A 21,845-nucleotide genomic window follows, 5' to 3' on the forward strand; every position below is an offset into this window, starting at 1 on the left:
GTCGATGAATCGGTTAAGCTCTACAATGAATATAGGCCTCACGAGGCACTAAAATACAAAACGCCCGATGAAGTGCATCGAGCGTTTTAGTCAATCAAGTGTCAACCCATATCAGGACGGGTCATTGATAGATGTAAACTCTACAAGGATTTAGCAGCCGGCAACTCATCTAAGGGCCAACGTGGCATCGCTTTAACCGATAAACCTTCGGTTTGCCCTGCTTTAAAACGTTGCATACCAGCGTAAGCGATCATAGCGCCATTATCTGTACAAAACTCAGGTCGAGGATAGAACACTTTACCACCACGAGACTCAAGCAGTTCGCCCAACTGTTCACGTAAAGACTTGTTTGCACTCACTCCACCTGCTATCACCAAGCGTTTCAGACCGGTTTGCTTTAACGCGCGGCGGCATTTAATGATGAGGGTTTCAACCAAGGCCTGCTGAAAAGCCAAGGCAATATCGGCTTGGGTTTGCTCATCTTTTCCTTCCGCATCAATAGTGTTTTTAGCAAAGGTTTTTAAGCCCGAAAAACTCATATCTAAACCTGGGCGGTCGGTCATTGGCCTTGGAAATTTATAACGACCCGGCGTGCCTTTTTCTGCCATGCGGCTAAGTGCAGGGCCACCCGGATAATCTAAACCCAGCAACTTGGCTGTTTTATCAAAGGCTTCACCGGCAGCGTCATCAATAGACTCACCTAGAATTTGATATTCACCAATACCGTCTACTTCTACTAGTAGAGTATGCCCACCCGATACCAACAAGGCTAAAAAAGGAAACTCAGGCGGATTGTCTTCCAACATGGGCGCTAACAAGTGGCCTTCCATGTGGTGCACCGGTACGGCTGGTTTATCCCACGCCATGGCAATACTGCGCGCAGTGAGAGAGCCCACCAACAAAGCGCCCACTAAACCAGGGCCCGCGGTATAGGTCACCGCGTCTATATCGTCAGGCGTACAGTTAGCAAGTTCCATTGCTTCTTTGATAAGAGGAATGGTTTTTCGAATATGGTCACGAGAGGCTAACTCAGGCACCACACCGCCGTAATCGGCATGCAGTTTTACCTGACTGTATAGAACATCTGCCAATAAGCCCTGCTGATCATCATAAATGGCCACGCCGGTTTCATCACACGATGTTTCAATACCTAGTACACGCATAGTCTTGCTTTTCCTGCTTGGTTACTGGCATAAGTATTGTAGAAATTAACCACTTAGCCGGCCTAAAATCGCAGCTATCTTACTTGCTCGAAGCTTATTTCACCAGTGGATTACAAATAGGCTTTACATTGCCCCCTAGTTCGGCTTAAAATTCCGCACCATTTTTAAACACTCAGGCTGATTTTTGTTCGGCCGTTAATAAACCGGAAGGTGATAGGCATATGCCAATCGTTAAAGTACGTGAAAACGAACCATTTGACGTAGCTCTACGTCGTTTCAAGCGCTCTTGCGAGAAAGCAGGCATTCTTTCTGAAGTTCGTCGTCGCGAATTCTATGAGAAGCCAACTACAGCTCGTAAACGTGCTAAAGCGTCTGCTGTTAAACGTCACGCTAAGAAATTAGCTCGTGAAAACGCACGTCGCGTTCGCTTGTACTAAGCGCTTATAATAACCTATGTCATTAAAAGCAACGCTACAAGACGAACAAAAAGCAGCAATGCGTGCCAAAGACAAATTACGTCTTGGCACACTTCGCATGTTGCTTGCGGCGGTTAAGCAAGTCGAAATTGATGAGCGCATTACTTTAGACGATGATCAAATACTGAGCATTGTTGTTAAACAAGTAAAACAACGCAAAGACGCAGCCGAACAATTTTCGGCCGCTGAACGTCAAGACTTAGCTGATAAAGAACTCGCCGAGATAGACATCTTGGAGACGTTCCTTCCTAAAGCGCTTAATGAGCAAGAAGTGGCTTCGTTAATTGAAGACGCCATTGCCAAATCAGGTGCTGCAGGAATGCAAGATATGGGTAAAGTGATGGGCATCCTGAAACCTCAGGTAACAGGCCGTGCAGACATGGGTGCTATTAGCACTGCTGTTCGCAAACAACTAGCCTAAACCCGTCACTTAGATACTCGAACAAGCCGTGTTCTCATTGAGTTCACGGCTTGTTTGTTTTTTGTAATACTGAAGATGGTAGTGAATGGCCGGAAGAATACCGCAACAGTTTATCGATGACTTATTGGCTCGTACCGATATTGTTAGCCTTATCGATCAGCGTGTACGTCTTAAAAAAGCCGGAAAAAACTATTCTGCTTGCTGCCCTTTTCATAATGAAAAATCCCCCTCTTTTACCGTAAGCCAAGACAAACAGTTTTATCACTGCTTTGGCTGTGGCGCGCATGGCAATGCCATCAGTTTTTTAATGGAGTACGACAAACTAGAGTTTGTTGACGCCATTGAAGATCTCGCTAGCCAAATGGGTGTAGAAGTAGAGCGGGAAAATACCAACAACAGCAAGTTTGATCAGGCCAAGAGCCAGCAACAGCGCCAAGCCAGTAAAGATTTATACGAGCTTATTGGCCATGCTAGCCGCTTTTTTCAACAGCAGTTGCGGGTTCACACCAACAAGCAGCAAGTGATTGACTATTTAAAAAGTCGCGGCCTAAGTGGCGAAGTGGTTCAACGCTTCTCAATTGGATATGCGCCCGACGAATGGGACGCCTTAGGAAAAGCTCTAGGCGGCTCTAAGCAAGCTAGCCAACAATTGGTTGATGCTGGTTTATCGATAGAAAACGACAAAGGCCGCCGTTACGATCGCTTTCGCGATCGCGTTATGTTTCCTATTCGGGATAAACGTGGCCGTTATATTGGCTTTGGTGGTCGAGTATTTGGTGATGGCACACCAAAGTATTTAAACTCGCCTGAAACTAGCGTATTTCACAAAGGCCGAGAGCTGTATGGCTTGTACGAAGTTCGCCAAGCACATAAGCAAATACCACAAATACTGGTGGTTGAAGGCTATATGGACGTAGTCTCGTTAGCTCAATTTGATATTGACTACGCAGTAGCTTCGCTAGGTACTTCAACGACGCCGGAGCATTTACAAACACTGTTTAGAACCAGTAGCCAAATTATTTGTTGTTACGACGGCGACCGAGCCGGACGTGATGCAGCATGGCGCGCCTTAGAAAACGCCTTGCCTCATTTGCGTGACAACGTAGAACTTAAGTTTATGTTTTTGCCCGATGGTGAAGACCCAGACACCTTGGTACGCCAAGAGGGCAAAGACGGCTTCGAGCAACGCATGCGCGATGCGATGCCGTTATCGCGATTCTTGTTTGAACGCTTAAGCCAAGAAATAGACATTACTACCGACGCAGGAAAAAGCCATTTAGCCTCTCGAGCTTACGAGCTTATCTCGCAGGTAAATGCAGCATTTTATAAAGAAACCTTGCTGACGGAATTGGCCACCCAGAATCGAATGATTCGTAGCCAACTGGAAAAAGAACTGGCGCAGCTAAAACAAGCTGAGCGCAGTAAGCCCAATGCCACCGCTAAAATGAGCTTAACGCCAATGCGAAAAGCCATTGCGATGATTTTGCAGCGCCCTGCTATCGCCAATGACTTACCGCCGCCTGAGCAACTAAGGCAAGTAAATATTAAGGGCATGCCCTTACTATTGGCCATTATTGCCGAGATACACAAAAAAACAGATATCACTACCGCCCAGTTATTAGAACGCTGGCGAGACCAACCAGAGCAAAAGCACTTGAGTGCGCTGGCTGGCTATAATTTAGAAATCGATGAATCAGGTTACCCAGACGAGCTGCAAGATATTATTGCCAGTTTTGTCGAAAAATTACTATTGCAGCGTTACGACCAACTCAACGTTAAATCACTAAACGGAACACTGAGTGTGGAAGAAAAACGTGAAATGCTGCAATTAGTAGTGGAATTAAAGCCTTAAATGGGCTGACTAAGTAATAAACAAAAAGTTTTTGGTTAAATGCCCTTGATATAGAAATTTTAACCCATACTTGATATAATTCTTCGTTTGCGCTTATAGCGCTTACGTTTATGGTTTTGCTAGCTTAATCTACTTCGGATGACATCTATGGAACAAACCCCACAGTCTCAACTCAAACTCCTTCTCGCAAAAGGTAAAGAGCAAGGCTACTTAACTTATGCAGAGGTAAATGACCATTTACCTGCTGATATCGTAGATTCCGATCAAGTTGAAGATATCATTCAAATGATCAACGACATGGGTATCCAGGTACATGAAAATGCACCCGATGCCGATGACTTATTGTTGGCGGAAAATACTACCGATGAAGACGCAGCAGAAGCCGCGGCTCAAGCGCTTGCAACGGTAGAATCAGAATTAGGCCGAACTACCGACCCAGTACGTATGTACATGCGTGAAATGGGTACCGTTGAACTGCTTACTCGTGAGGGCGAAATCGACATCGCCAAGCGTATTGAAGAAGGCATTAACGAAGTTCAACGCAGTGTTTCTGAGTATCCAGAAACCATCTCTATCTTGCTTGAAATGTACGACCAGTACCAAGCAGAAGAGCTAAAAATTAGCGACATCGTAAATAGTTTCATCGACGAAGACGAAGTAGCCGAAGCAGCACCTACAGCTACTCACATCGGTTCAGAGCTTGAAGAAAAAGATCTTGAAGACGAAGACGAAGATGAAGACGAGGAAGAAGAAGACACAGGTCTTGACCCAGAATTGGTGAAAGAGCGCTTCGAAACCCTTCGTGACCAATACGATAAAACGCATAAAGCGATTGAAAAGCACGGCCGTATGTCTGCCCGTGCCACCAAAGAGATTTTTGAACTAAGCGAAATTTTCCACACTTTCCGCCTAGTACCAAAACTGTTTGATAAGCTTGTTGCCAGTATGCGTACCATGATGGAACGAGTTCGTACTCAAGAGCGCCTAATTCTTAAATTATGTGTTGAGCAAGGCAAAATGCCAAAAGGCACTTTTGTTAAAGCCTTCTCTAAAGACGAAACAAACGAAACATGGTTTAACGAACATAAAACGTCTGCCAAAGACTACGCACCAGCGTTAATGGCCGTAGACGAAGAAGTTCGTCGTTGTATCTTCAAACTGAAAAGTGTTGAAGAAGAAACCGGCTTAACCATTAACAACATTAAAGATATCAACCGCCGTATGAGCATTGGTGAAGCAAAAGCTCGCCGTGCAAAAAAAGAAATGGTTGAAGCTAACTTACGTTTGGTAATTTCTATTGCGAAGAAATACACCAACCGCGGTTTGCAGTTCTTAGACCTTATCCAAGAAGGTAACATTGGCCTAATGAAGGCCGTAGATAAATTTGAATACCGTCGTGGTTACAAATTCTCTACTTACGCTACTTGGTGGATCCGTCAGGCAATCACTCGTTCAATTGCAGACCAAGCACGAACTATTCGTATCCCGGTTCACATGATTGAAACGATTAACAAGCTAAACCGTATTAGCCGTCAAATGCTTCAAGAGATGGGTCGTGAGCCTACTCCAGAAGAATTGGCTGAACGTATGTTAATGCCTGAAGACAAGATCCGTAAGGTACTTAAAATTGCTAAAGAGCCAATCTCCATGGAAACACCTATTGGTGATGATGAAGATTCGCACTTAGGTGACTTTATTGAGGATACCACTTTGTCGATGCCAGTAGACGCAGCGACCGGTGAGAACCTTAAGTTTGCCACTCAAGAAGTACTAGCAGGCCTAACCCCGCGTGAAGCTAAAGTACTGCGTATGCGTTTTGGTATTGGTATGAACACCGACCATACTCTTGAAGAAGTAGGCAAACAGTTTGACGTAACCCGTGAGCGTATTCGTCAAATTGAAGCCAAAGCACTTCGCAAGCTTCGTCACCCTTCTCGTTCTGAGCAACTACGCAGTTTCTTAGACGAATAGGCCGCTAAACGGCGAATAAATAAGCGCTTAGATTCAAACGCATAGACAAGGCTGAGATGTTTTTTTATAATCCAGCCTCGTTGTTTGAGCTAAGCTCGCAACACTCAATTTGGCCCTTTAGCTCAGCTGGTTAGAGCACACGACTCATAATCGTTAGGTCCACAGTTCAAGTCTGTGAAGGGCCACCATATACAAAGGCGTAGAAGGTTAGTAACCACTACGCCTTTTCTATTTCTGCGCTCTGTGTAGCAAATATGTAGCAGATTTCAGGTAAAAAACTGTTATTCCCCGATTCTTTTTAAAATTACTGAGTGAATTTACAACGGGGATAGGCTGAACAGCCAATAAACGCATTCCCTGCATTCTTGCCGCGCTTTGCCAATCGTTCGACTAACTCTGCCCCACATTTAGGGCAAAGCTCACCAGATTGCTTCTTACGGCTTTTTTCAGCCACTAGTTTACGAACATGGGTTTTATGACTGCGTGAGGTTTGAAAGCTTCTTTTAAGCTTCAACTCCTCAAGCTTGGCAACGAGCGCTGCAACTTCAGAGTTGCTAAACTTACTCTCTTGCTTCGAGCGAATATAACCTAAGCAACCACGTATATGCGTTACGTTTGCAGGCAGGGTCGTTTTGAAGGTAGCGTCACCGACAAAACACACTACCGAGAATAAATCTGTAGGCTTTAAATCAAGAGAAAATTCGAGAGCTTTTAGGTGCTTATAGTTTTGGTACAGTGGGTTTTGAAACTTACTTCGGTGGCGGTAAATCTGCTGCGTCCATTGCTTCTGGTGCTCACTTCCAAAGATCCACCCCTTCATGTTCTTTGTTTCAACAACAAAAACACCAAAAGGAGAAACCAAAACATGGTCAACTTGAGTTGTACCATCTTCACAAGCCAGCGTTACATCATTTACTAACTTGTATAATTTACCGTCAAGAAAGAGCTTAAAGGATAAGCTTAACAACAGCTCTCCAAACCACCCCTTAAACCAGGCTGTTCGAAGTAAAAATGAACATAACACTAATAAGATCAATAACCAGTGGATCATAAGAATTGTTTCGTAAGTCTCAAAAAATAAAATTATCCAATTAATTTGGCTAGACAGGGAAAAGACCCATTGCAAAAAGAAGTTCCGCTCCAACGTTAGGAACGTCAAAGCAACTCAGACACCTTATACTCTAAAAAAATCATTACAAGTGCTCAACTGTGCTGCTGAACACTTCGCACTTTCACCAAAGGCTAACAATCATTAAACCCTTCACTAAATTCAGAGAATGACTTTCATACGAGTGGCAAAAGAGAGCGTCGACAGCACCTATAAACATTTCTCTCTAAACTTAGCTCTATGAAAACTCATATAATCATGCTGTTTGGGCGTCAACAAGAGTTGTTTGTTAGGGTTAATACCCCAAGCAAGCAAAACAGATTCATCAAGGTTTTTTGACACCAACATATAACCACTTTCTGAAAAGCTAATAAGGTGCCTATCAAACAGTTTATCTATATGTGGTGCCAACAGTAAGCCATTATGTCCATCCATTCTCTCCTCGTCATTAGAATCAGCCCAAGATTTAGTATGACTACCAATTAAAATGCTCGGCGTTTGATCTTTCACTCCAGTAACAACACAACGACCTTTACACACCTCACTAACAGCAGCTTTGAAATAATCTTGACCAATACGAGCTTCACTGTTAGTTTTTCGTGTTGTGCTACCAGGCTTGCTTTTCAGAGATGGCTTTGGCGGTACAGAATTAGAAGGTTTGATACTATATGTATATACGTAAAAATATCTTCTCTTTTCGATATCACGCTCAAACCAAACTTTATCAGTGTCTACAATCAAATGGCTCATCTTCAGTTTACTCTTAACCTTTGTAAGAGCTAATTTGTGCCTACCATCGGGACGCCTTTTTACACTAGTAACATATTCCTTCCCATCAACACACAAAGTCACTGTTGTTTCTGCATTTTTTTTCAATGGACTACCAACAAAAAAACTTACTATCTCTTGAGGAATACCAGTCCAGCCCTGCTCTTTTAACGTTTTATCTACTTTCTTCACCGCAAGGTTTTCTTTCTCGAGCAACCAGCTAAACCCTGCTTTATAGGGGAGTGCATAACTACGATAGTCGTTTTCAATTAGTGTTTCGCTAGCTTTAACTACTTGATCTCTATAGACTTCAATCAAGCTAAGTAGATAAATTCCAGCTTCTTCTGGTAATTTAGCCAAATATTGTTCACAAAAGTCACCTTTGGAGTTTATGACCTTTGGGTCGCAATTGTCATTGAAGCTTCTATAAAAGAAGTCTTTAAAAGTATCTGTTGACACTCCGCCAATGAGCTTAAATACATCTATCTCGACTTTGTATCCATCTCTCTTCCACGCATCAAATTTTCTACTATCGGGACGTAATGCTGAGTACCCATCCTCCTTTACAACGCCAACATAGATAAGTGTTTTATCTTTATTGCAAAAGACAATATCCCCTTTCTTCATTTCTGGTACGTGCTTCCAGCCCGCACTTGAGACTAACTTCTTTTTATCATTGATATAGGGAGCCGGAGCCCAAAGAAAACCCTCCTGTAAAACTTCCTTGAATGAAACGCCTACATTTACCCAGAAATAATTCATTAACACCACACCACTTTATTTAACAAAAAATTTTATTGTTATTGGTAATAAAAATAGATAAATACCACAAAACAAAGAAAAGGAAAGGAAAGACCTGAATCTTCATGCATCTAAGTTTATAGGAGCAAACCCCTTATCAACACCAACAAGCTAGTCTAAAAAGAATCTACACCTATCAAATCACAATCTATTGATAAATAACATATATAAATTGAATGCATAAAATTTTGCTGCTAAATTATAGTATTAAACAACAATAAAATTTGGAGAATGCGTGGGTAAATGTCGAAACGTTGAGTTCTGGAACTTTATTTGCCACTTCGGTGAAAACAAACAACTAGACCTGATTGACCATCTAGATACCATTATTATTCCTGCATTCCTGAATAAAAACCTGACGAGGCGCTGGGGTGAACACACGACCTGGAGGTTTCATGAAGTTTCGTTCGTCCAGCATGAATTTGATAATGAAACTAATTTTTTCCTTCATGGACATTTAATCAAGGATACTAATTTAGAAAGGTCAAGATTCTATGACAATGGCGAACTTATAGAAGACCCTAAATCTATTAAAACAGCTCCTATATCAACATTTATACTATCGTTATCTGATCATAGACTTTTTTACATTAGAGATTCTGCAGATTCGCCAGACATGGCAGCTTTCAAAGCAACCATATTTAAATTCATTAAAGCCACCACCAACGAGCTCATAAATGAAGACTATGGTAGAGCAATCGAAGAATGGAAGTATCAAGGTAAGAGCAATAGAAAGCCGCTGAAAAAAAATATTAAATCCAGGTACCCCGAGTGTAGTTTGGAAATAACAGCGCTATCATCAGATGCAAGCATTGATGAGTTTATACGAAGCATGAAGCGAATCAATAAACTCAGCTATACCTTAATTGTACCGAATGGGGAACTAAACCACTCAGGCTTATTTGAGCAATTGCAAGATACCCAAACAAATACAGGTAACTATAAGACTACTCTTACATACTCTACCGGGAACAAAGAGAAATCTCTAGAGCATAACGGCGTATCTCAACTCACGAAAAATGCGTTGAAAACACAAAATGTCGAGGTGGCAATAAAAGGTATAGATATCCACGGCTCCGAGATACAGGGTACCAACGATGAATTAGTTCTCAAAAAGCCTTTAGGTGAAATAGAAGACTCTTACACCGCACTAACATATAGAGTTTATGATATGTTTAGAAAGTTGATAGTGGATGGTATTATTACAAAACCTATAATTACGAACAAAGCTAAAACTATGGAAAGAATATCACACGTAGTGAGAAGGTTTACACGGTGACTCCCCTCAAGGAAGAACATTCTAGGCCAGAATCGCTAACTAAAGAAGACTCCTCTTGGAAGCTTTACCGAGAATGTAGAAAAATACGTGATACTAAGACAGTGTATTATCTATTAATAATTTCACTGTTTGTCTTTAGCTTTATTAATTTATCCAGCTTTATGTCTGTGGAAGAAACCATATCAAGACTCAAAGGTGTTTCCGAAAATTTATTGACCACATCGATTACGATTTTAGGTTTTTCTCTAGCAGCTTACTCAATATTCGCAACACTCTCTGACAAAGATCTATTGATCTTTATGCATAACACTAAGCATCCTGACTATGTGCATTCTTATTTAAAAGTAGCCCACTTCACTTTCATTAAAAACATATATGACATACTTCTTCTAGCTGCCCTAGCATTTTTTTGCTCACAATCAATTCCAATTTTAAGTGCACTAAATAACTCTAGCCATCTAGACGATGATAAATTGCTATTATTCATATCTATTATATTAACGGTCATTCAATCCGTATTTATAGTTTTATTCGATATAACAAAGTCTTTTGTTTATAACGTTTTTCAGAGCGTTTTAACAGCCACTCGCTGGCACAAACAAGACAAGCCTTAGAGCCACTAGCCCTGGTTACCCTCAAACAAAGTGTCAAACCATTGTTTTGGTGGCCGTAACCCGCATAAATTTGGCTTCGTACACTTATTTACAGAACTCCAAGTAAAGCCGAAGAGCTAGAGCCTCTAACCACCTGCCATTCAAAATGGCGGGTAATGATTTCCAATCCTTGGTAAAGCACCCCTTTAAGCCGTTTCACAAATACATCACCATAGGCGTTGGTCTTACATTCACCTGTTTCGGTATCTACGGCTTGTTGGTAGTACACTCTTAATGGCCTATTCGCTAACTTGCACCACACGCCGCCCATGACCTTAGTAAACGCCTTCCAATTGGCGGTATCGGCCGCTTTAAAGGCTTGTTGTATGGTTTCATCAAACTGGCAAACCTTCTTGAGTCTGCGAAGCTCTCGCCATACCGTAACCGATGCCCCGCCCACTTGTTGAAACTGTCTTATCCTCCAGCAAGCAGCCCACGCGTTAACCCTTGCGGCGGCTTCTATTGGCTCTTCACCATGTATGCCGCTCTCTAATGATTTACCGTTAATGTTCTTAGAGACATATTTGGCTAAGTAACCTGCTGCACTGCCTTTGTTTGGGTCTATCTCTACCGCTTTAAAGCGGTGTAAGTCTGCGCCCTTTTCATCACCATCTTCTTAAAAGGCATAGTGACGATAAATATCTAACATGCGTTGCTTTTGTTCGGGGGCAATAAACACCAGTAAGTGCCAATGGGGAGTACCGTCATGGTGAGGCTCTGCCACTCTAATGCCATAGGGTTTGATATTGTCTCTATCGAGTTGGGCGCGGATTTTAGCGTAGATATCGCGTAAGTATTGTTGACCATCTTTAGGTAACGAACCATCCCACTTCGGGTTACGGTGGCCGGTAGTGCCATAACTAGAATGGTACTTAGACGGACAAGTTAACGTTAAGAACAAACCAATATGCTTATGCTCTTCGGCTAACTCTTGAAAGCCCCTCGCCCTTACCATTAATTCTTGTCTGCGGATTTCGGGATTAGACACATTTAAGTCTGATAGCTCTTTTAAGCTATAACGTTGCCCTGCATCGTTTATTACAAAGGAACTAGACATAAGTTTGTCTTGATAGGCCAGTTGCGCTGTTCGGCGGTTAAGAGTGATGTTGCTGCAGTAGATTTGCTTTCTTTTATTCACTAGCCCTATGTGTTGCGCAGTGGCTTCAATATCTTGGTTAAGTTTTTGGCGTAGCTTTCTGAGCCACCAAGCACTGTTTTTAGTGCGGTTGATGGCTCCTTTATAAGCATCGCTTTCAGTGTCGGCGGTATCAACGTCACCCTTTAATAAGATACGAGGAATAGGCGGCTTTATACCTTTACCCCGTATGTAAGCAGCTATATCTTCATAAGCAGATTTAGGTGAGTCACTTAAGCGTGTAAGCCTAGTGCAATTATCAGCCTTTTCAGAGGCTTTTTTTCTTAAGTCTTCTTCACACAAATCTAAGTTTAAGCTTATGGGTTTAGCGCCAATAGCTTTGGCTACGTTATCGCGAGTAGCGCGGATGCCAATATTGGCATCTCGCTTAGTAGGCGCAGCATGATACTGCGCCATAAGTGGCATTCGAAACTCTGTAGGAAAGCTGGCTAATATACGCAAAACATACGCTTTATCATCTTGCTCAGGTACGGGCATTAAACACCTCCCAGCCTTTGGTGCTAATGCGGTATTGCAGCCATTGAATGCCGCAATGGTAAACCGAAGAGAAAGTAATCAAACCTAAGTCCTTTAAGCGATTAAAGGTGCGTTTATCAAATTGCTTAGATAGGCGCTTACAGGTCTTTTCTCTTACATGTTCACCTTCGGGCGTTACGTAAAAATTGATGCATGCGCCGTTAGCAAAATCACTCAGCATTCTTAATGCTTCATTGGTTATTAGCTTAGACATGAGCCACACCTCCCAACTGCCCTAAATGCTCAAGGCGTTGAAAGCTGCAAAGCCATGCGTCTAAGTCTTCGCGTAAATAGCGAACCGCGCGGCCAATTTTAATAAATGGTGGTGCTGGGGTGTGGTTGTCACGGTTGCCGCTCATACGCGCTTGGCGTAAATAAGAGCGGCTCATGCCAATATAGATAGCGGTTTCTTGTTCGGTTAGTACCCGTTTATCTGTTTCACTAAGGTTAATCATCTTTGTAGCTCCTGGTACATTTAAGATTCAGGAGCAGTGTTACTTAGTGAAAAGGTCGAATTAGCGCAGCGATAATTGCAATAAGTGCAGCGATAATTTTTAGTTAGAAATTATCCGTTTTTTTAGTTTACTTAGTGCTGTAGCCAATGAAGAGAACTTCATAGTTTGACGATTTAAGCCTGCCCGACTGACCCAAAGCAGCTCAGTAGCAGATACATCGAGAAGAATATTGTACTTATCAAATTGGCGTTCTCCTTCGTCTTTAGTGAACTCGTTTTCCAAGGTGCGCCACACACCTTTATGGGAAGTATCACCACCAGCAATAAGTATGTTGTACAACACTTCATGTAAATCATTATTAAACGTTAAAGTGTTTGCGTGCTTGGGCTCGATAGGTTGAACTTGCTCTACAGGGTTTAGGGCTTCAACTTCCGGTGTTCCAAACATTTGCGCTTCTAGCTTCTTGAGGGAAGCTAAGCTAATACCTAGATCTTTATATTCAAACTCAAAGGGGTGTTCTTTCAAAACATATTCTGGCGTCTGCTCGGCTTTCTTTCTTAAGCTGTCACATACAAAGGGTTCGGTTTCGAAACCTGCTGGAGCGTTTTTTTCAAGCATGTTCTGAATCATATCCAAACCTTTAACCCAGTCATGTGTTTCTGATAAAACTTGCTCAAAAAATGGGAAAATGTGAATAACGGGGTGCTCAGTTAACTCTCGGGGATATCCCCATTCACGATACAACTCATTTGGAAAACTAACGGTATATGGAATAGGAGCTGATAGTAACTCAGCCCCAGTAATATCAATGGCTCGTCCGAAACGTAATCGGACTTTTTTCTCGTCTACAATCGTTACTGCATGCTCAGCAGGAACACCCACCCAGCCACGGTAATTGTATGTTCCTAAACCTCGGAACCCTTCATCGAAAAACACACCTAAAATTGATTTAGTTTTTCCGATAAAACAAGCCCATTCAAACTCAGCTAAGCCGGCACTTCGGACAACTTCCGTTTCCGTTAACTTGGAATGATTCCCAACTTCAGATAACGATATAAACTTTTCCAAAACAACTCCTTTTGTTCACCCGCTATTTATAGATAAAAAACGTACGTTACTTTGCCTACTTCGTAATTCGTTTATACCCTCGCATCTTCACCAAGTTTTTCACCTTTCTTGATTCGACCAGCCAAAAATACTCCGCCACATATATTGGTAATACACAGAACATTGCCAAAGTCGAATTGGCCTCGATTAAGCTAACTAGAGGCCCTAAAAACAAAAGAATAAGATAGAAGCCTATGGCCCCCCAGAAGAGAAGAAAATAGGTGTGCGTTTTCATCATTTGAAACATAACGGCATCATCATTAAACCTAATCTCTAGAATAACTCTAAGTCTTTTAAGCCGTCTTTTTCTAAAAATTCCCTTTACGCTGCTTGGCACATCCCTAACTAGGAAGTTTGATATTGTTCGTATCAACAGATCGATGTGCGGTGCAACCTTGGGAACCAAATAAGCCAGGAGAGCACTACCGACTAAACCTACAATCACATCATTATCCATCACCTAATATCTCCCCCCTATAAAAGCTAAAGCTAGGTACATCAGCCCCACTAATTACACTTAAGTCAATTAGATATTACAATTGATTGAAAATAAAGGTTAAGTTTAAAAAAAATTAATAGTAATCAAAGGTATTATTTCGCAGAATAAAGAATCTAGACTACATGATCTAGATAGTTGTAATTGTTAGCCTAGCTACAACTAAATGGGGTTAGTAGCGGTACTAAGCAGCCCGCCATTTCATACTCTGAAACTACGTGGTATCTGCATACAATGTTTGACTATGGTGATGGCAACGACTTATAAACTATAAAAGACCGAGCAACCCCTTTGTCTAACTGCTGTAACTCGGTCTTAAACATAAATTAAGCTTTTAAAAAGTGAGCAGAACTTTCAAAACTTTTATGAGATCGTGTCGTCCAACCTTTTGCATTAGGTGTAGGTTGATAAGTCCTTCCGGCTTTCCAAGCTTGATAAAATGGTAAAACCCTCAAGCAATAATCATTATTTATTGACCTAGAAGAGCCATTTTGAACATCTTTTGGGCGCATAGATGACGCTTTAACCGACTTGAACCTGTCGATATCCATTTTAAATTGGTACGCCATCTCTACTGCATCTAACCGACCAGCCTCCTTAGTTCCTTCACCACTTGCCACTTTAGACCAGAAACCCATAGCGTCCTCACCATCTTTCAGAATCGAAAGCGCAATTGCTCCCAGGAAACCGGCGTTAAACAAATTCGGCTTGAAATGGTGCTTATCTAACACTTCAATCAAATTTCTGCCATCTGAGTGCTCCAAGCGAGCACGAAATGCTTCATCCGTCATAGAAGCTCCATTATTGAGAGCTATTTCAAGAGCAGTTCTAATTCCTCTCCGGCTAAACAAAGCACCATTTATGGGCTTACGCTCTAAAGACCCCCTAGCCGAACCATAAGCATGATCAGCAGCCGTTTCTGCAGCGTTCTTATTGTCTAGAGCATGATATAATCGACGGGTAAACTGCTCGTCATCAACATGGTAAATTGTCACCATTAATTGTTTTGGCATATCAAGATACCCCCCCTCCCACGCTTCACAGCGAGTATGGGCGTCAAGCTTTACCATTTCACCGCTGGGCAATAGAGCCAAGCTTGCCGAGCAATGTGTGGGGAAAGGTGTTTTAAGGTGATTTTTCAGCGCCTTAGATAATCGCCCCTCTGTAAAGCGCTGTACACCATTCGTTTTGGCCAACGCAATAAAATCTTCGGTATTCATGACACATGATGAAATGCGAATACCTGTTTGCGAGTCAACCATAGAAATATACTGATTGGATATTTTTTTTAAATAATCTAACATTGTAAGTCCTTTGTGGGGCATATTGCCGTATGCCCAATGACATTGGATAAAATAAGGGGGAGCGATGCTCCCCCTGCCCAAGACAAATAATATCCATTACCAGGTAGCTGTCAACTGAGAGAATAAATCTCCTCCCAGATTTCAGCTAAGCAACTGATAAACATAAGTTTTATTAAAGAAAAAAGCACGGAAACAGCCCCTCAGATAAAAATTAAACTATTGAATTTAAAGAATAAAAAAAATACAGGGCGGTTAAAGAAAACTAAAATAGATTTAGTTTTGGTGATAATTTGTACAGATATACTATTTTTAGATATAGAGCCTATTTATAGAAGATTAACAGCTGCCGCATTAATGCACAGGATCTAAATGCGCATAGCGTAATATCATATTAATATCCGAATGGCCAAAGTAACCCGCGAGCTATATTTAAGTCGACGCTTTTCATAACAAGCTTACTGGTGAAGTGGTGGCGTAAGTCGTGAAAGGTAAAATCTTCTAGCTCGGCTAATCTAACCACCTAAGCTCAGCTTTTCTATGGCAAAAAACAAAATCTCCAACTCTGGACACGGTTCGTTCTATATTTCTAAAGGTCACTCCAAGCCACTAGCCAAAGCAAATGACTCAGAATCTAATTACTAAGCGCTTTCACAATTAGAGATTTGGTTTCTTCTAATTCGTTAGAAAGGTTTCCCATTGGATAGCCTTCTTTAGCCATTTCCTCGACTTCGTGAACATTCTTATCGAAGTAATTTATTGCAGCTGTATATTCCACATACCTAAAATCTTTTTCTAAAGCCTCATCAATCGGATAAGCAGCTTCTAACTCTTCTAAAGATGCATCCTTGTAAACAACCACCTTAACAGGGTATTCGCGAGGTCTCGAATCACCATGCGATTGCCACTGAAACCACTCCACACCCAATAAATGGCCGCTCATAGAAGGTGGTCCAAAAGCCTTGTAAGGTAAAACGACAGTCTTATCTTCTATAGATGACTGGGTGCATCCTGAAATGAGGAATACGCTAGCAATGACAATAAGCAAGATTTGTTTCATGTGAGTCCTTATGAAGCGCATTTTAACTTGGCTAAGTTGAGCTTTATTGCAGTATCCTGAGGCACAAAGATAGCACTAGACAACCAAGGATAGTTTCTTAATGCTGTTTTCTCGTACAACCCTTTTCCTATAGCGTCCCAGTGAACCTCATACACAAAACCTTCGACAAACAGCCATGTATGCATGCCCCCCCTAGATAAGCCGAAACCAAATGGTATCTTTGCTAGCTCTTTATAATCAATATCATTAAGTTTTGTTTTACCCAAATAAGGGTATAGGGCCTGAAAGTTAGGATTATCCTCTTTAGTTGGGTTGTAATTAACGACCCTGTGCTTGAGTGGAACATTATCCGTACTATAGATACATTGCTTTCTGGCAACTACGCTGGCATAAGTATGCTCTTGATCTCCATCTGAAGGATGAATGCTATCAGGAGATACATAGATACCTGCCCAATTTTTTTGCGTCACTAAACGTTTGGCGAGAATTGTACCTCTGAAATCTGAACGAGAAGTCTCCCTTCCCATTGTCCAGACATCTTTTGCCATCTGACCATTCCCCATTTCCTTATACGCATGAGACAAAACATTCAGTACATATGTAATACAGTCAGTAGACTCGTATTTTTCATATTTTTTAGGGTCACTTTGTTTAAGCACCGAGCCCACTTCGTGAGAATGGTTTTCGTAGAGTTTTATGGTTTTGGCTTTAGCTATACCAGAAAAAGAAGTCACTGACGTTCCTTGAGAGACTTAAAATTACCGTTATTATTTCATTGGTCAATAACAATTTAAAGAGAAATGATAAATTAATTATTAAGTTACACGTATTCACTAAACCTAAAGAAGATTAACCGCTGCCGCTTTATGCTCTGGTGCTAAATGCGCATAACGCAATGTCATATTCATATCCGCATGGCCTAGTAACTCGCGAACAGTGTTTAAATCGACACTTTTCATCACTAGCTTACTGGCAAAGTGGTGGCGTAAGTCGTGAAAGTTAAAGTTTTCTAGCTCTGCTAATTCAACCACTTTAGCCCAGCCTTTTTTAATATCGGTTAGCGCTTTGCCCTCTTCGCCCTCAAATACATAAAGTTTACTGGTAGTTTGCTTGCGCCAATCTTGAATAACCTGCTGCACTGTTGGGTTTAAAGGAATATGGCGAGTTTTACCTGATTTTGCCGCTTCTCCGCGAATGGTTAGGCTGGGGATGTTTAAGTCTATATCTGTCCATTTCAACCCTAAGATCTCGCCTCTACGCATGCCTGTATTCATTGCCATTAGCACTATGGGCTCAATATGGTCGGCAAAACGATAGTTATCTAAGCTTGGTAGTGGCTCGTAACCGCGTTGCTCTCTAAAAGCATTGCCACTATTGCGTTTTGCTTTAGTGGTTTTATCTCGTTGGCGCAGCGCTCCTAATAATAGAGCTTCTTCATCATCATTGAGATAACGCACTCTAGAGTTATCCAATTTGTAGGCTTTTACTTTACTCAGCTCGTGGGCTTCGATAATTCCCCAGTCAACGGCTCGACTAAGCGCACCTTTTAAGGTGTTCACGTTGTAGTTAATGGTTGCCATAGAAGCGCCCTGTTTCTTGCGCTCTGAACGCCACTTCTCTACATCCCATGCGCTAATTTCAACTAACTGCTTATCAGCAAAGCTGGCAAAGTTTTTTAGTAATACATTCTTAATTTGGTTTGCTGTACGAGTATTGTTGGTAACCAACCAAGGGTGATATTTGTTTTCTACATAGGTAGCAAAACGAGTGAACTTTTCTGCAGCGATTTTACGTTTCAGTGCTTGCTTTTCCAGTTGTACATCTCTGCCAGCGGCTACCTCCCCCACTTTTTGCTTGGCTAAATCACGGGCTTGTACGGGGCTAATATGTCCTGCTTTACCCAGCAAATAATTCACTTGTTTACCGTTAATTCGGTAATAAAGGTAGTAGTTTATTGCCCCAGAGGACGAAATCCGCGCATGAAAGCCCTTTATTTCGGTGTCATTTATGCGTTTATCGGCAGGAGAAAGCGCCTTAAGCGTTGATGTGCCTATCTTTCCTGTAATAGCCAAGTGCAATTCCTGTGTAGCAAATATGTAGCAGATTGGCAGTATAACAGTGTTTTTCAATATTATTCAGTGAACAAACAATAAGATTTTAAGCTATTGATAAATAAATATAAAATGGCATTTTATTGTTCATTGTTGTTCACTGTAATATACCCTAAAATACCCCTAAATCGGACTCATAATCGTTAGGTCCACAGTTCAAGTCTGTGAAGGGCCACCATATTAGAAAAGGCGTAACACTCAGTGTTACGCCTTTTTTGTATCTAACTATGACTAAATCGGCAAAGCTTGTTGGTTTTTCACTTCGCGAATCGCAAAGCTGCTGTCTACTTGGCTTACCATTGGTAAACGTTGTAGCTCCCTTACCCATTGTTCGTAGGCTACTAAATCTGCTGTAAGTACTTGTAGCAAGTAGTCAAAAGCACCCGATACTGTATGGCAGCTAACCACTGCAGCCATATCACTCACCGCTGATTCAAAGGCCGTTACGGGTGCGTCTTGATGCTCTTTTAAACGCACATGTACAAAGGTGGTAATATTTAAGCCCAATTTAGATTTACTTAAGTGAGCTCGGTAGCCCTCTATAAATCCTTGGTCTTCCAGTAACCTTATTCGCCTTGCAACGGGTGACGGCGATAGCCCCACTTTATCTGCCAATTCGGCGGTGGTTATTCTGCTGTCTCGCTGAATTAAATAAAGCAGCTCTTTATCAACATTGTTCACACAGTCCTCATTAGCTCAAAACATCACTTAATAAGTAAAATCTAACACTCAGAGCCAATTAAGTCTTCTTTGCTGAATCAAAGTGCCAATTATCACTGTTATTAATTAGTAATAATAAAGGGGTAACCAAGGAAGGCTCCTATGCAAATACCTCAATCATTGACATATGTTAAACAACACTACTCTGGCAGGCCTCTTGTGCAAGCTATTCAAAGTAGCCAGCAACAACAGTGCTTAGGTTTGTTAGCGGTAATGGCCACGGTATTGGTTTGGTCTGCTTACTTTATATCTTTGCGAAGTAGTGCGTTATCGCCCTTAAGCTTACTTGAGCTGAGCTTGTTTCGTTATGTGATTCCAGGATTATTGCTCAGCCCCTTACTGATAAAGCGTTGGCAGCGCATTCGCCAAGTACCGTGGTTTTATTTAGCTGGAATGGTGATTGGAGCAGGTTTGCCATTTTTTCTGGGGTCTGCGGTAGCCATGGGCTTTGCGCCCGTTGCGCATGGCAGTACCTTGGTGCCGGGAGTAGCTCCTCTCTTTGTAACGGCTATTGCCGTACTAGTCTATAAGCAACCTTTTGAATCGTTTAAAAAACTGGGCTTAAGCGCTATTGGCGTGGGAGTAATACTGTTGCTGGCGAGTAGTTGGCAGCAAGTAAACTCACAACAAACCTTTGGGCAGCTAATATTTTTGGTCGCGAGCTTTTTATGGGCAGTATTTACCATTTGCGCTAGGCAAAGTGGTTTAAAGCCCTTAGAAACAGCTGCCGTAGTTACGGTACCCAATGCTGCAATGCTATTAATTTATCTTATCAGCTTCGGCTCTCATACTTGGGGCTTTACTCAACTACCTTGGCAAGCCTTAGCGGCACAAATGCTGGTACAAGGGCTTGCAGTGGGTTTGTTGGCCAGTTTTTGCTACGGCTATGCCATTACTAGATTAGGCGCCGAGCTAAGCTCAGCCTTGGGTTCGCTAACGCCGGTATTTGCCGCAATGTTTGCTTATTGGCTATTTGCTGAAAGCCTCGATCTACTAACAATTATAGGTATGATAAGCACTGTATTAGGTGTGATTGCCGCCAGCGGATGGTTTAAAAAACCTGTTCAAACTATCTCGCTATCTCGTTTAAAGGAATGACTATGTTTGAAGACCTCCCGATTGCTAAAGATGACCCTATTTTATCCTTAGGCATTGCCTATAAAGCCGATCCTCGTGATAACAAAATTGACCTAGGGATAGGCGTGTATCGCAACGAGCATGGTCAAACACCAGTGATGCAGGCGGTAACCGCAGCACAAAACCGTTTGCTTGCACAGCAAACCACTCAAGCCTACATAGGGTTAGCTGGTAATGCTGAATACAACCAAGCCATGTTAGATTTGCTACTTACAGGCAATGCCGCTTATTCGCGATCAATCGCTATGCAAACCCCTGGCGCCAGCGGAGCACTGCGCTTGTTAGCCGATTTAATCGCCAGTGCCAAACCTAACGCTACGGTGTGGTTGTCTAACCCTAGCTACGTAAATCATCAACCGATTATGCAAGCGGCAGGCTTAAAGGTGGCGTTTTACACGTATTTTAATCCCGCAAGTAAACAGGTTGATGAAGAAGCGATGCTGGAACAGATTGCCAAGCTTGGGCCGAATGATGTGTTGCTGCTGCATGGCTGTTGCCACAATCCCACAGGGGCCGAGCTTTCGTTTACAGCGTGGCAAAGTATTACCGAACTGGCACTTAAAAATGGTTTTTTACCCTTTGTAGACTTAGCTTATCAAGGCTTTGGCCAAGGCTTGGAAGAAGACATTAAAGGCTTAAGCCATTTAGCTAACCGCGTGCCAGAGCTGCTACTTGCTAGCTCAAATTCTAAAAGCTTTGGTTTATATCGTGAACGCAGTGGTGTGGCGATAGTCGTGGGAGAAACCCTGCAACAAGCCACAAATGCTAGAGGTAAGCTGTTTGAATTAGCGCGCAGAAGTTACACCATGCCACCCAACTGGGGCGCATCTATAGTGGCTGAGATTCTAAATAGCAGCGAGCTAAGAGCTCAATGGGAAAATGAGTTAAATCAAATGGGCCTACGTATGCGCAGTTTGCGAAAAAACCTAGCTGATGAGTTTAATCTGCAATCTAACAGTGAGCGTTTTAGTTACTTTACCCAGCACCAAGGCATGTTCTCGCTAACGGGTTTTAGCCACCAGCACACCGAGCAGCTGCGTGAACAACACGCAATTTACATTGTGGGTGGTGGGCGCATTAACATTGCAGGTTTAGCGCAGCAACAGATCCCCCGTTTAGTGGAAGCTTGCCTTGCTGTGGGGGTATAGCTTTAAGCTGTCGGGACAGTCTGACCCGTCCTAAAATAGGTTGACGGTTTTTAGGCCAGCTCCAGTAGCTGGCCTTTTCTATTATGCACCTGATTGGGCGTTTCCATATTTAAACTCAGGTGCGGTCTCATCGTGTTGTATATCGC

22 protein-coding genes, 1 tRNA gene and 1 pseudogene are annotated in these 21,845 nt (G+C 42.2%); 10 read left to right on the forward strand and 14 right to left on the reverse strand.

Going from position 1 to position 21,845, the window contains the following annotated elements:
- Positions 1 to 90: integrase core domain-containing protein (locus FFR00_RS21740; protein WP_137674858.1), on the forward strand; the 90-nt coding region annotated here is incomplete at its 5' end.
- 50 nt (positions 91 to 140) lie between these two features.
- Here FFR00_RS21740 and tsaD read toward each other — a convergent pair.
- Positions 141 to 1,163, reverse strand: a complete 1,023-nt coding sequence (gene tsaD / locus FFR00_RS21120) for a tRNA (adenosine(37)-N6)-threonylcarbamoyltransferase complex transferase subunit TsaD (RefSeq protein ID WP_137675399.1) — start codon at positions 1,161 to 1,163, stop codon at positions 141 to 143.
- A 221-nt stretch (positions 1,164 to 1,384) separates the two neighbouring features.
- Here tsaD and rpsU point away from each other — a divergent pair, with 221 nt between their 5' ends.
- From rpsU to FFR00_RS21145, 5 genes are all read left to right on the forward strand, one after another.
- Complete coding sequence (gene rpsU / locus FFR00_RS21125; protein WP_016403353.1) at positions 1,385 to 1,600, forward strand: 30S ribosomal protein S21; 216 nt, start codon at positions 1,385 to 1,387, stop codon at positions 1,598 to 1,600.
- A gap of 16 nt (positions 1,601 to 1,616) precedes the next feature.
- Positions 1,617 to 2,060, forward strand: a complete 444-nt coding sequence (locus FFR00_RS21130) for a GatB/YqeY domain-containing protein (RefSeq protein WP_137675400.1) — start codon at positions 1,617 to 1,619, stop codon at positions 2,058 to 2,060.
- 85 nt (positions 2,061 to 2,145) lie between these two features.
- Positions 2,146 to 3,912, forward strand: a complete 1,767-nt coding sequence (dnaG, locus tag FFR00_RS21135) for a DNA primase (RefSeq protein WP_137675401.1) — start codon at positions 2,146 to 2,148, stop codon at positions 3,910 to 3,912.
- Positions 3,913 to 4,059: 147 nt separating this feature from the next.
- Positions 4,060 to 5,883 (forward strand): RNA polymerase sigma factor RpoD, encoded by a 1,824-nt coding sequence (gene rpoD, locus FFR00_RS21140; protein WP_137675402.1) that lies wholly within the window; start codon positions 4,060 to 4,062, stop codon positions 5,881 to 5,883.
- A 111-nt stretch (positions 5,884 to 5,994) separates the two neighbouring features.
- A tRNA-Ile gene (locus tag FFR00_RS21145) sits at positions 5,995 to 6,071 on the forward strand.
- A gap of 116 nt (positions 6,072 to 6,187) precedes the next feature.
- Here FFR00_RS21145 and FFR00_RS21150 read toward each other — a convergent pair.
- Together FFR00_RS21150 and FFR00_RS21155 are read right to left on the reverse strand one after the other, a co-directional pair.
- Positions 6,188 to 6,934, reverse strand: a complete 747-nt coding sequence (locus tag FFR00_RS21150) for a nuclease-related domain-containing protein (protein ID WP_137675403.1) — start codon at positions 6,932 to 6,934, stop codon at positions 6,188 to 6,190.
- A gap of 267 nt (positions 6,935 to 7,201) precedes the next feature.
- On the reverse strand, positions 7,202 to 8,521 hold the full coding sequence (locus FFR00_RS21155; RefSeq protein ID WP_137675404.1) for an HNH endonuclease signature motif containing protein: 1,320 nt from the start codon (positions 8,519 to 8,521) through the stop codon (positions 7,202 to 7,204).
- 274 nt (positions 8,522 to 8,795) lie between these two features.
- Here FFR00_RS21155 and FFR00_RS21160 point away from each other — a divergent pair, with 274 nt between their 5' ends.
- Positions 8,796 to 9,839, forward strand: a complete 1,044-nt coding sequence (locus FFR00_RS21160; protein ID WP_137675405.1) for a hypothetical protein — start codon at positions 8,796 to 8,798, stop codon at positions 9,837 to 9,839.
- Entirely contained in the window at positions 9,836 to 10,453 is a 618-nt protein-coding gene (locus tag FFR00_RS21165) for a hypothetical protein (RefSeq protein WP_137675406.1), read from the forward strand. The genes FFR00_RS21160 and FFR00_RS21165 overlap by 4 nt, the downstream gene beginning before the upstream one ends.
- 88 nt (positions 10,454 to 10,541) lie before the next feature.
- On the opposite strand, the gene FFR00_RS21940 is transcribed toward FFR00_RS21165, so the two are convergent.
- The 11 genes and pseudogenes from FFR00_RS21940 to FFR00_RS21225 all read right to left on the reverse strand — a co-directional run bounded on the left by FFR00_RS21940 (position 10,542) and on the right by FFR00_RS21225 (position 19,375).
- Entirely contained in the window at positions 10,542 to 10,892 is a 351-nt protein-coding gene (locus FFR00_RS21940) for a hypothetical protein (RefSeq protein WP_235836276.1), read from the reverse strand.
- Positions 10,893 to 11,003: 111 nt separating this feature from the next.
- A pseudogene (locus tag FFR00_RS21175) lies at positions 11,004 to 12,125 on the reverse strand (replication endonuclease); the annotation flags it as partial.
- Entirely contained in the window at positions 12,112 to 12,378 is a 267-nt protein-coding gene (locus tag FFR00_RS21180; RefSeq protein ID WP_137675409.1) for a hypothetical protein, read from the reverse strand. The gene FFR00_RS21180 and the pseudogene FFR00_RS21175, both read right to left, overlap by 14 nt.
- Positions 12,371 to 12,619: an AlpA family transcriptional regulator gene (locus tag FFR00_RS21185; protein WP_137675410.1), complete on the reverse strand. Its 249-nt coding sequence runs from the start codon at positions 12,617 to 12,619 to the stop codon at positions 12,371 to 12,373. Before FFR00_RS21185 ends, FFR00_RS21180 begins: the two co-directional genes overlap by 8 nt.
- Before the next feature lie 99 nt (positions 12,620 to 12,718).
- Positions 12,719 to 13,687: a hypothetical protein gene (locus FFR00_RS21190; protein WP_137675411.1), complete on the reverse strand. Its 969-nt coding sequence runs from the start codon at positions 13,685 to 13,687 to the stop codon at positions 12,719 to 12,721.
- Positions 13,688 to 13,742: 55 nt separating this feature from the next.
- Positions 13,743 to 14,186 (reverse strand): hypothetical protein, encoded by a 444-nt coding sequence (locus FFR00_RS21195; protein WP_137675412.1) that lies wholly within the window; start codon positions 14,184 to 14,186, stop codon positions 13,743 to 13,745.
- A 362-nt stretch (positions 14,187 to 14,548) separates the two neighbouring features.
- Positions 14,549 to 15,526, reverse strand: coding sequence for a hypothetical protein (locus FFR00_RS21200; RefSeq protein WP_137675413.1), 978 nt, complete (start codon positions 15,524 to 15,526; stop codon positions 14,549 to 14,551).
- Between the two features lie 631 nt (positions 15,527 to 16,157).
- On the reverse strand, positions 16,158 to 16,583 hold the full coding sequence (locus tag FFR00_RS21210) for a hypothetical protein (RefSeq protein WP_137675414.1): 426 nt from the start codon (positions 16,581 to 16,583) through the stop codon (positions 16,158 to 16,160).
- A gap of 8 nt (positions 16,584 to 16,591) precedes the next feature.
- Positions 16,592 to 17,317: a hypothetical protein gene (locus tag FFR00_RS21215; RefSeq protein ID WP_137675415.1), complete on the reverse strand. Its 726-nt coding sequence runs from the start codon at positions 17,315 to 17,317 to the stop codon at positions 16,592 to 16,594.
- 105 nt (positions 17,318 to 17,422) lie between these two features.
- Entirely contained in the window at positions 17,423 to 18,655 is a 1,233-nt protein-coding gene (locus FFR00_RS21220; protein WP_137675416.1) for a site-specific integrase, read from the reverse strand.
- A gap of 270 nt (positions 18,656 to 18,925) precedes the next feature.
- Entirely contained in the window at positions 18,926 to 19,375 is a 450-nt protein-coding gene (locus FFR00_RS21225; RefSeq protein WP_137675417.1) for an Lrp/AsnC family transcriptional regulator, read from the reverse strand.
- 141 nt (positions 19,376 to 19,516) lie between these two features.
- Between FFR00_RS21225 and FFR00_RS21230 the strand changes: the two genes are divergently transcribed.
- Together FFR00_RS21230 and FFR00_RS21235 are read left to right on the forward strand one after the other, a co-directional pair.
- On the forward strand, positions 19,517 to 20,512 hold the full coding sequence (locus FFR00_RS21230) for a DMT family transporter (protein ID WP_137675418.1): 996 nt from the start codon (positions 19,517 to 19,519) through the stop codon (positions 20,510 to 20,512).
- Positions 20,513 to 20,514: 2 nt separating this feature from the next.
- Entirely contained in the window at positions 20,515 to 21,699 is a 1,185-nt protein-coding gene (locus tag FFR00_RS21235) for an amino acid aminotransferase (protein ID WP_137675419.1), read from the forward strand.
- Positions 21,700 to 21,845 lie beyond the last annotated feature (146 nt).

Origin of the sequence: Agarivorans sp. Toyoura001, from assembly GCF_005405585.1 — a bacterium.
GTDB lineage: Bacteria > Pseudomonadota > Gammaproteobacteria > Enterobacterales > Celerinatantimonadaceae > Agarivorans.

Excerpts from the sequence above, each read along its gene's own strand:
- FFR00_RS21185 (WP_137675410.1), bottom strand. The coding sequence starts at position 12,619 with ATGATTAACCTTAGTGAAACAGATAAACGGGTACTAACCGAACAAGAA.
- FFR00_RS21230 (WP_137675418.1), top strand. The coding sequence starts at position 19,517 with ATGCAAATACCTCAATCATTGACATATGTTAAACAACACTACTCTGGC.
- FFR00_RS21200 (WP_137675413.1), bottom strand. The coding sequence starts at position 15,526 with ATGTTAGATTATTTAAAAAAAATATCCAATCAGTATATTTCTATGGTT.
- FFR00_RS21150 (WP_137675403.1), bottom strand. The coding sequence starts at position 6,934 with ATGATCCACTGGTTATTGATCTTATTAGTGTTATGTTCATTTTTACTT.
- dnaG (WP_137675401.1), top strand. The coding sequence starts at position 2,146 with ATGGCCGGAAGAATACCGCAACAGTTTATCGATGACTTATTGGCTCGT.
- rpoD (WP_137675402.1), top strand. The coding sequence starts at position 4,060 with ATGGAACAAACCCCACAGTCTCAACTCAAACTCCTTCTCGCAAAAGGT.
- FFR00_RS21180 (WP_137675409.1), bottom strand. The coding sequence starts at position 12,378 with ATGTCTAAGCTAATAACCAATGAAGCATTAAGAATGCTGAGTGATTTT.
- tsaD (WP_137675399.1), bottom strand. The coding sequence starts at position 1,163 with ATGCGTGTACTAGGTATTGAAACATCGTGTGATGAAACCGGCGTGGCC.
- FFR00_RS21130 (WP_137675400.1), top strand. The coding sequence starts at position 1,617 with ATGTCATTAAAAGCAACGCTACAAGACGAACAAAAAGCAGCAATGCGT.
- FFR00_RS21235 (WP_137675419.1), top strand. The coding sequence starts at position 20,515 with ATGTTTGAAGACCTCCCGATTGCTAAAGATGACCCTATTTTATCCTTA.
- rpsU (WP_016403353.1), top strand. The coding sequence starts at position 1,385 with ATGCCAATCGTTAAAGTACGTGAAAACGAACCATTTGACGTAGCTCTA.
- FFR00_RS21210 (WP_137675414.1), bottom strand. The coding sequence starts at position 16,583 with ATGAAACAAATCTTGCTTATTGTCATTGCTAGCGTATTCCTCATTTCA.
- FFR00_RS21155 (WP_137675404.1), bottom strand. The coding sequence starts at position 8,521 with ATGAATTATTTCTGGGTAAATGTAGGCGTTTCATTCAAGGAAGTTTTA.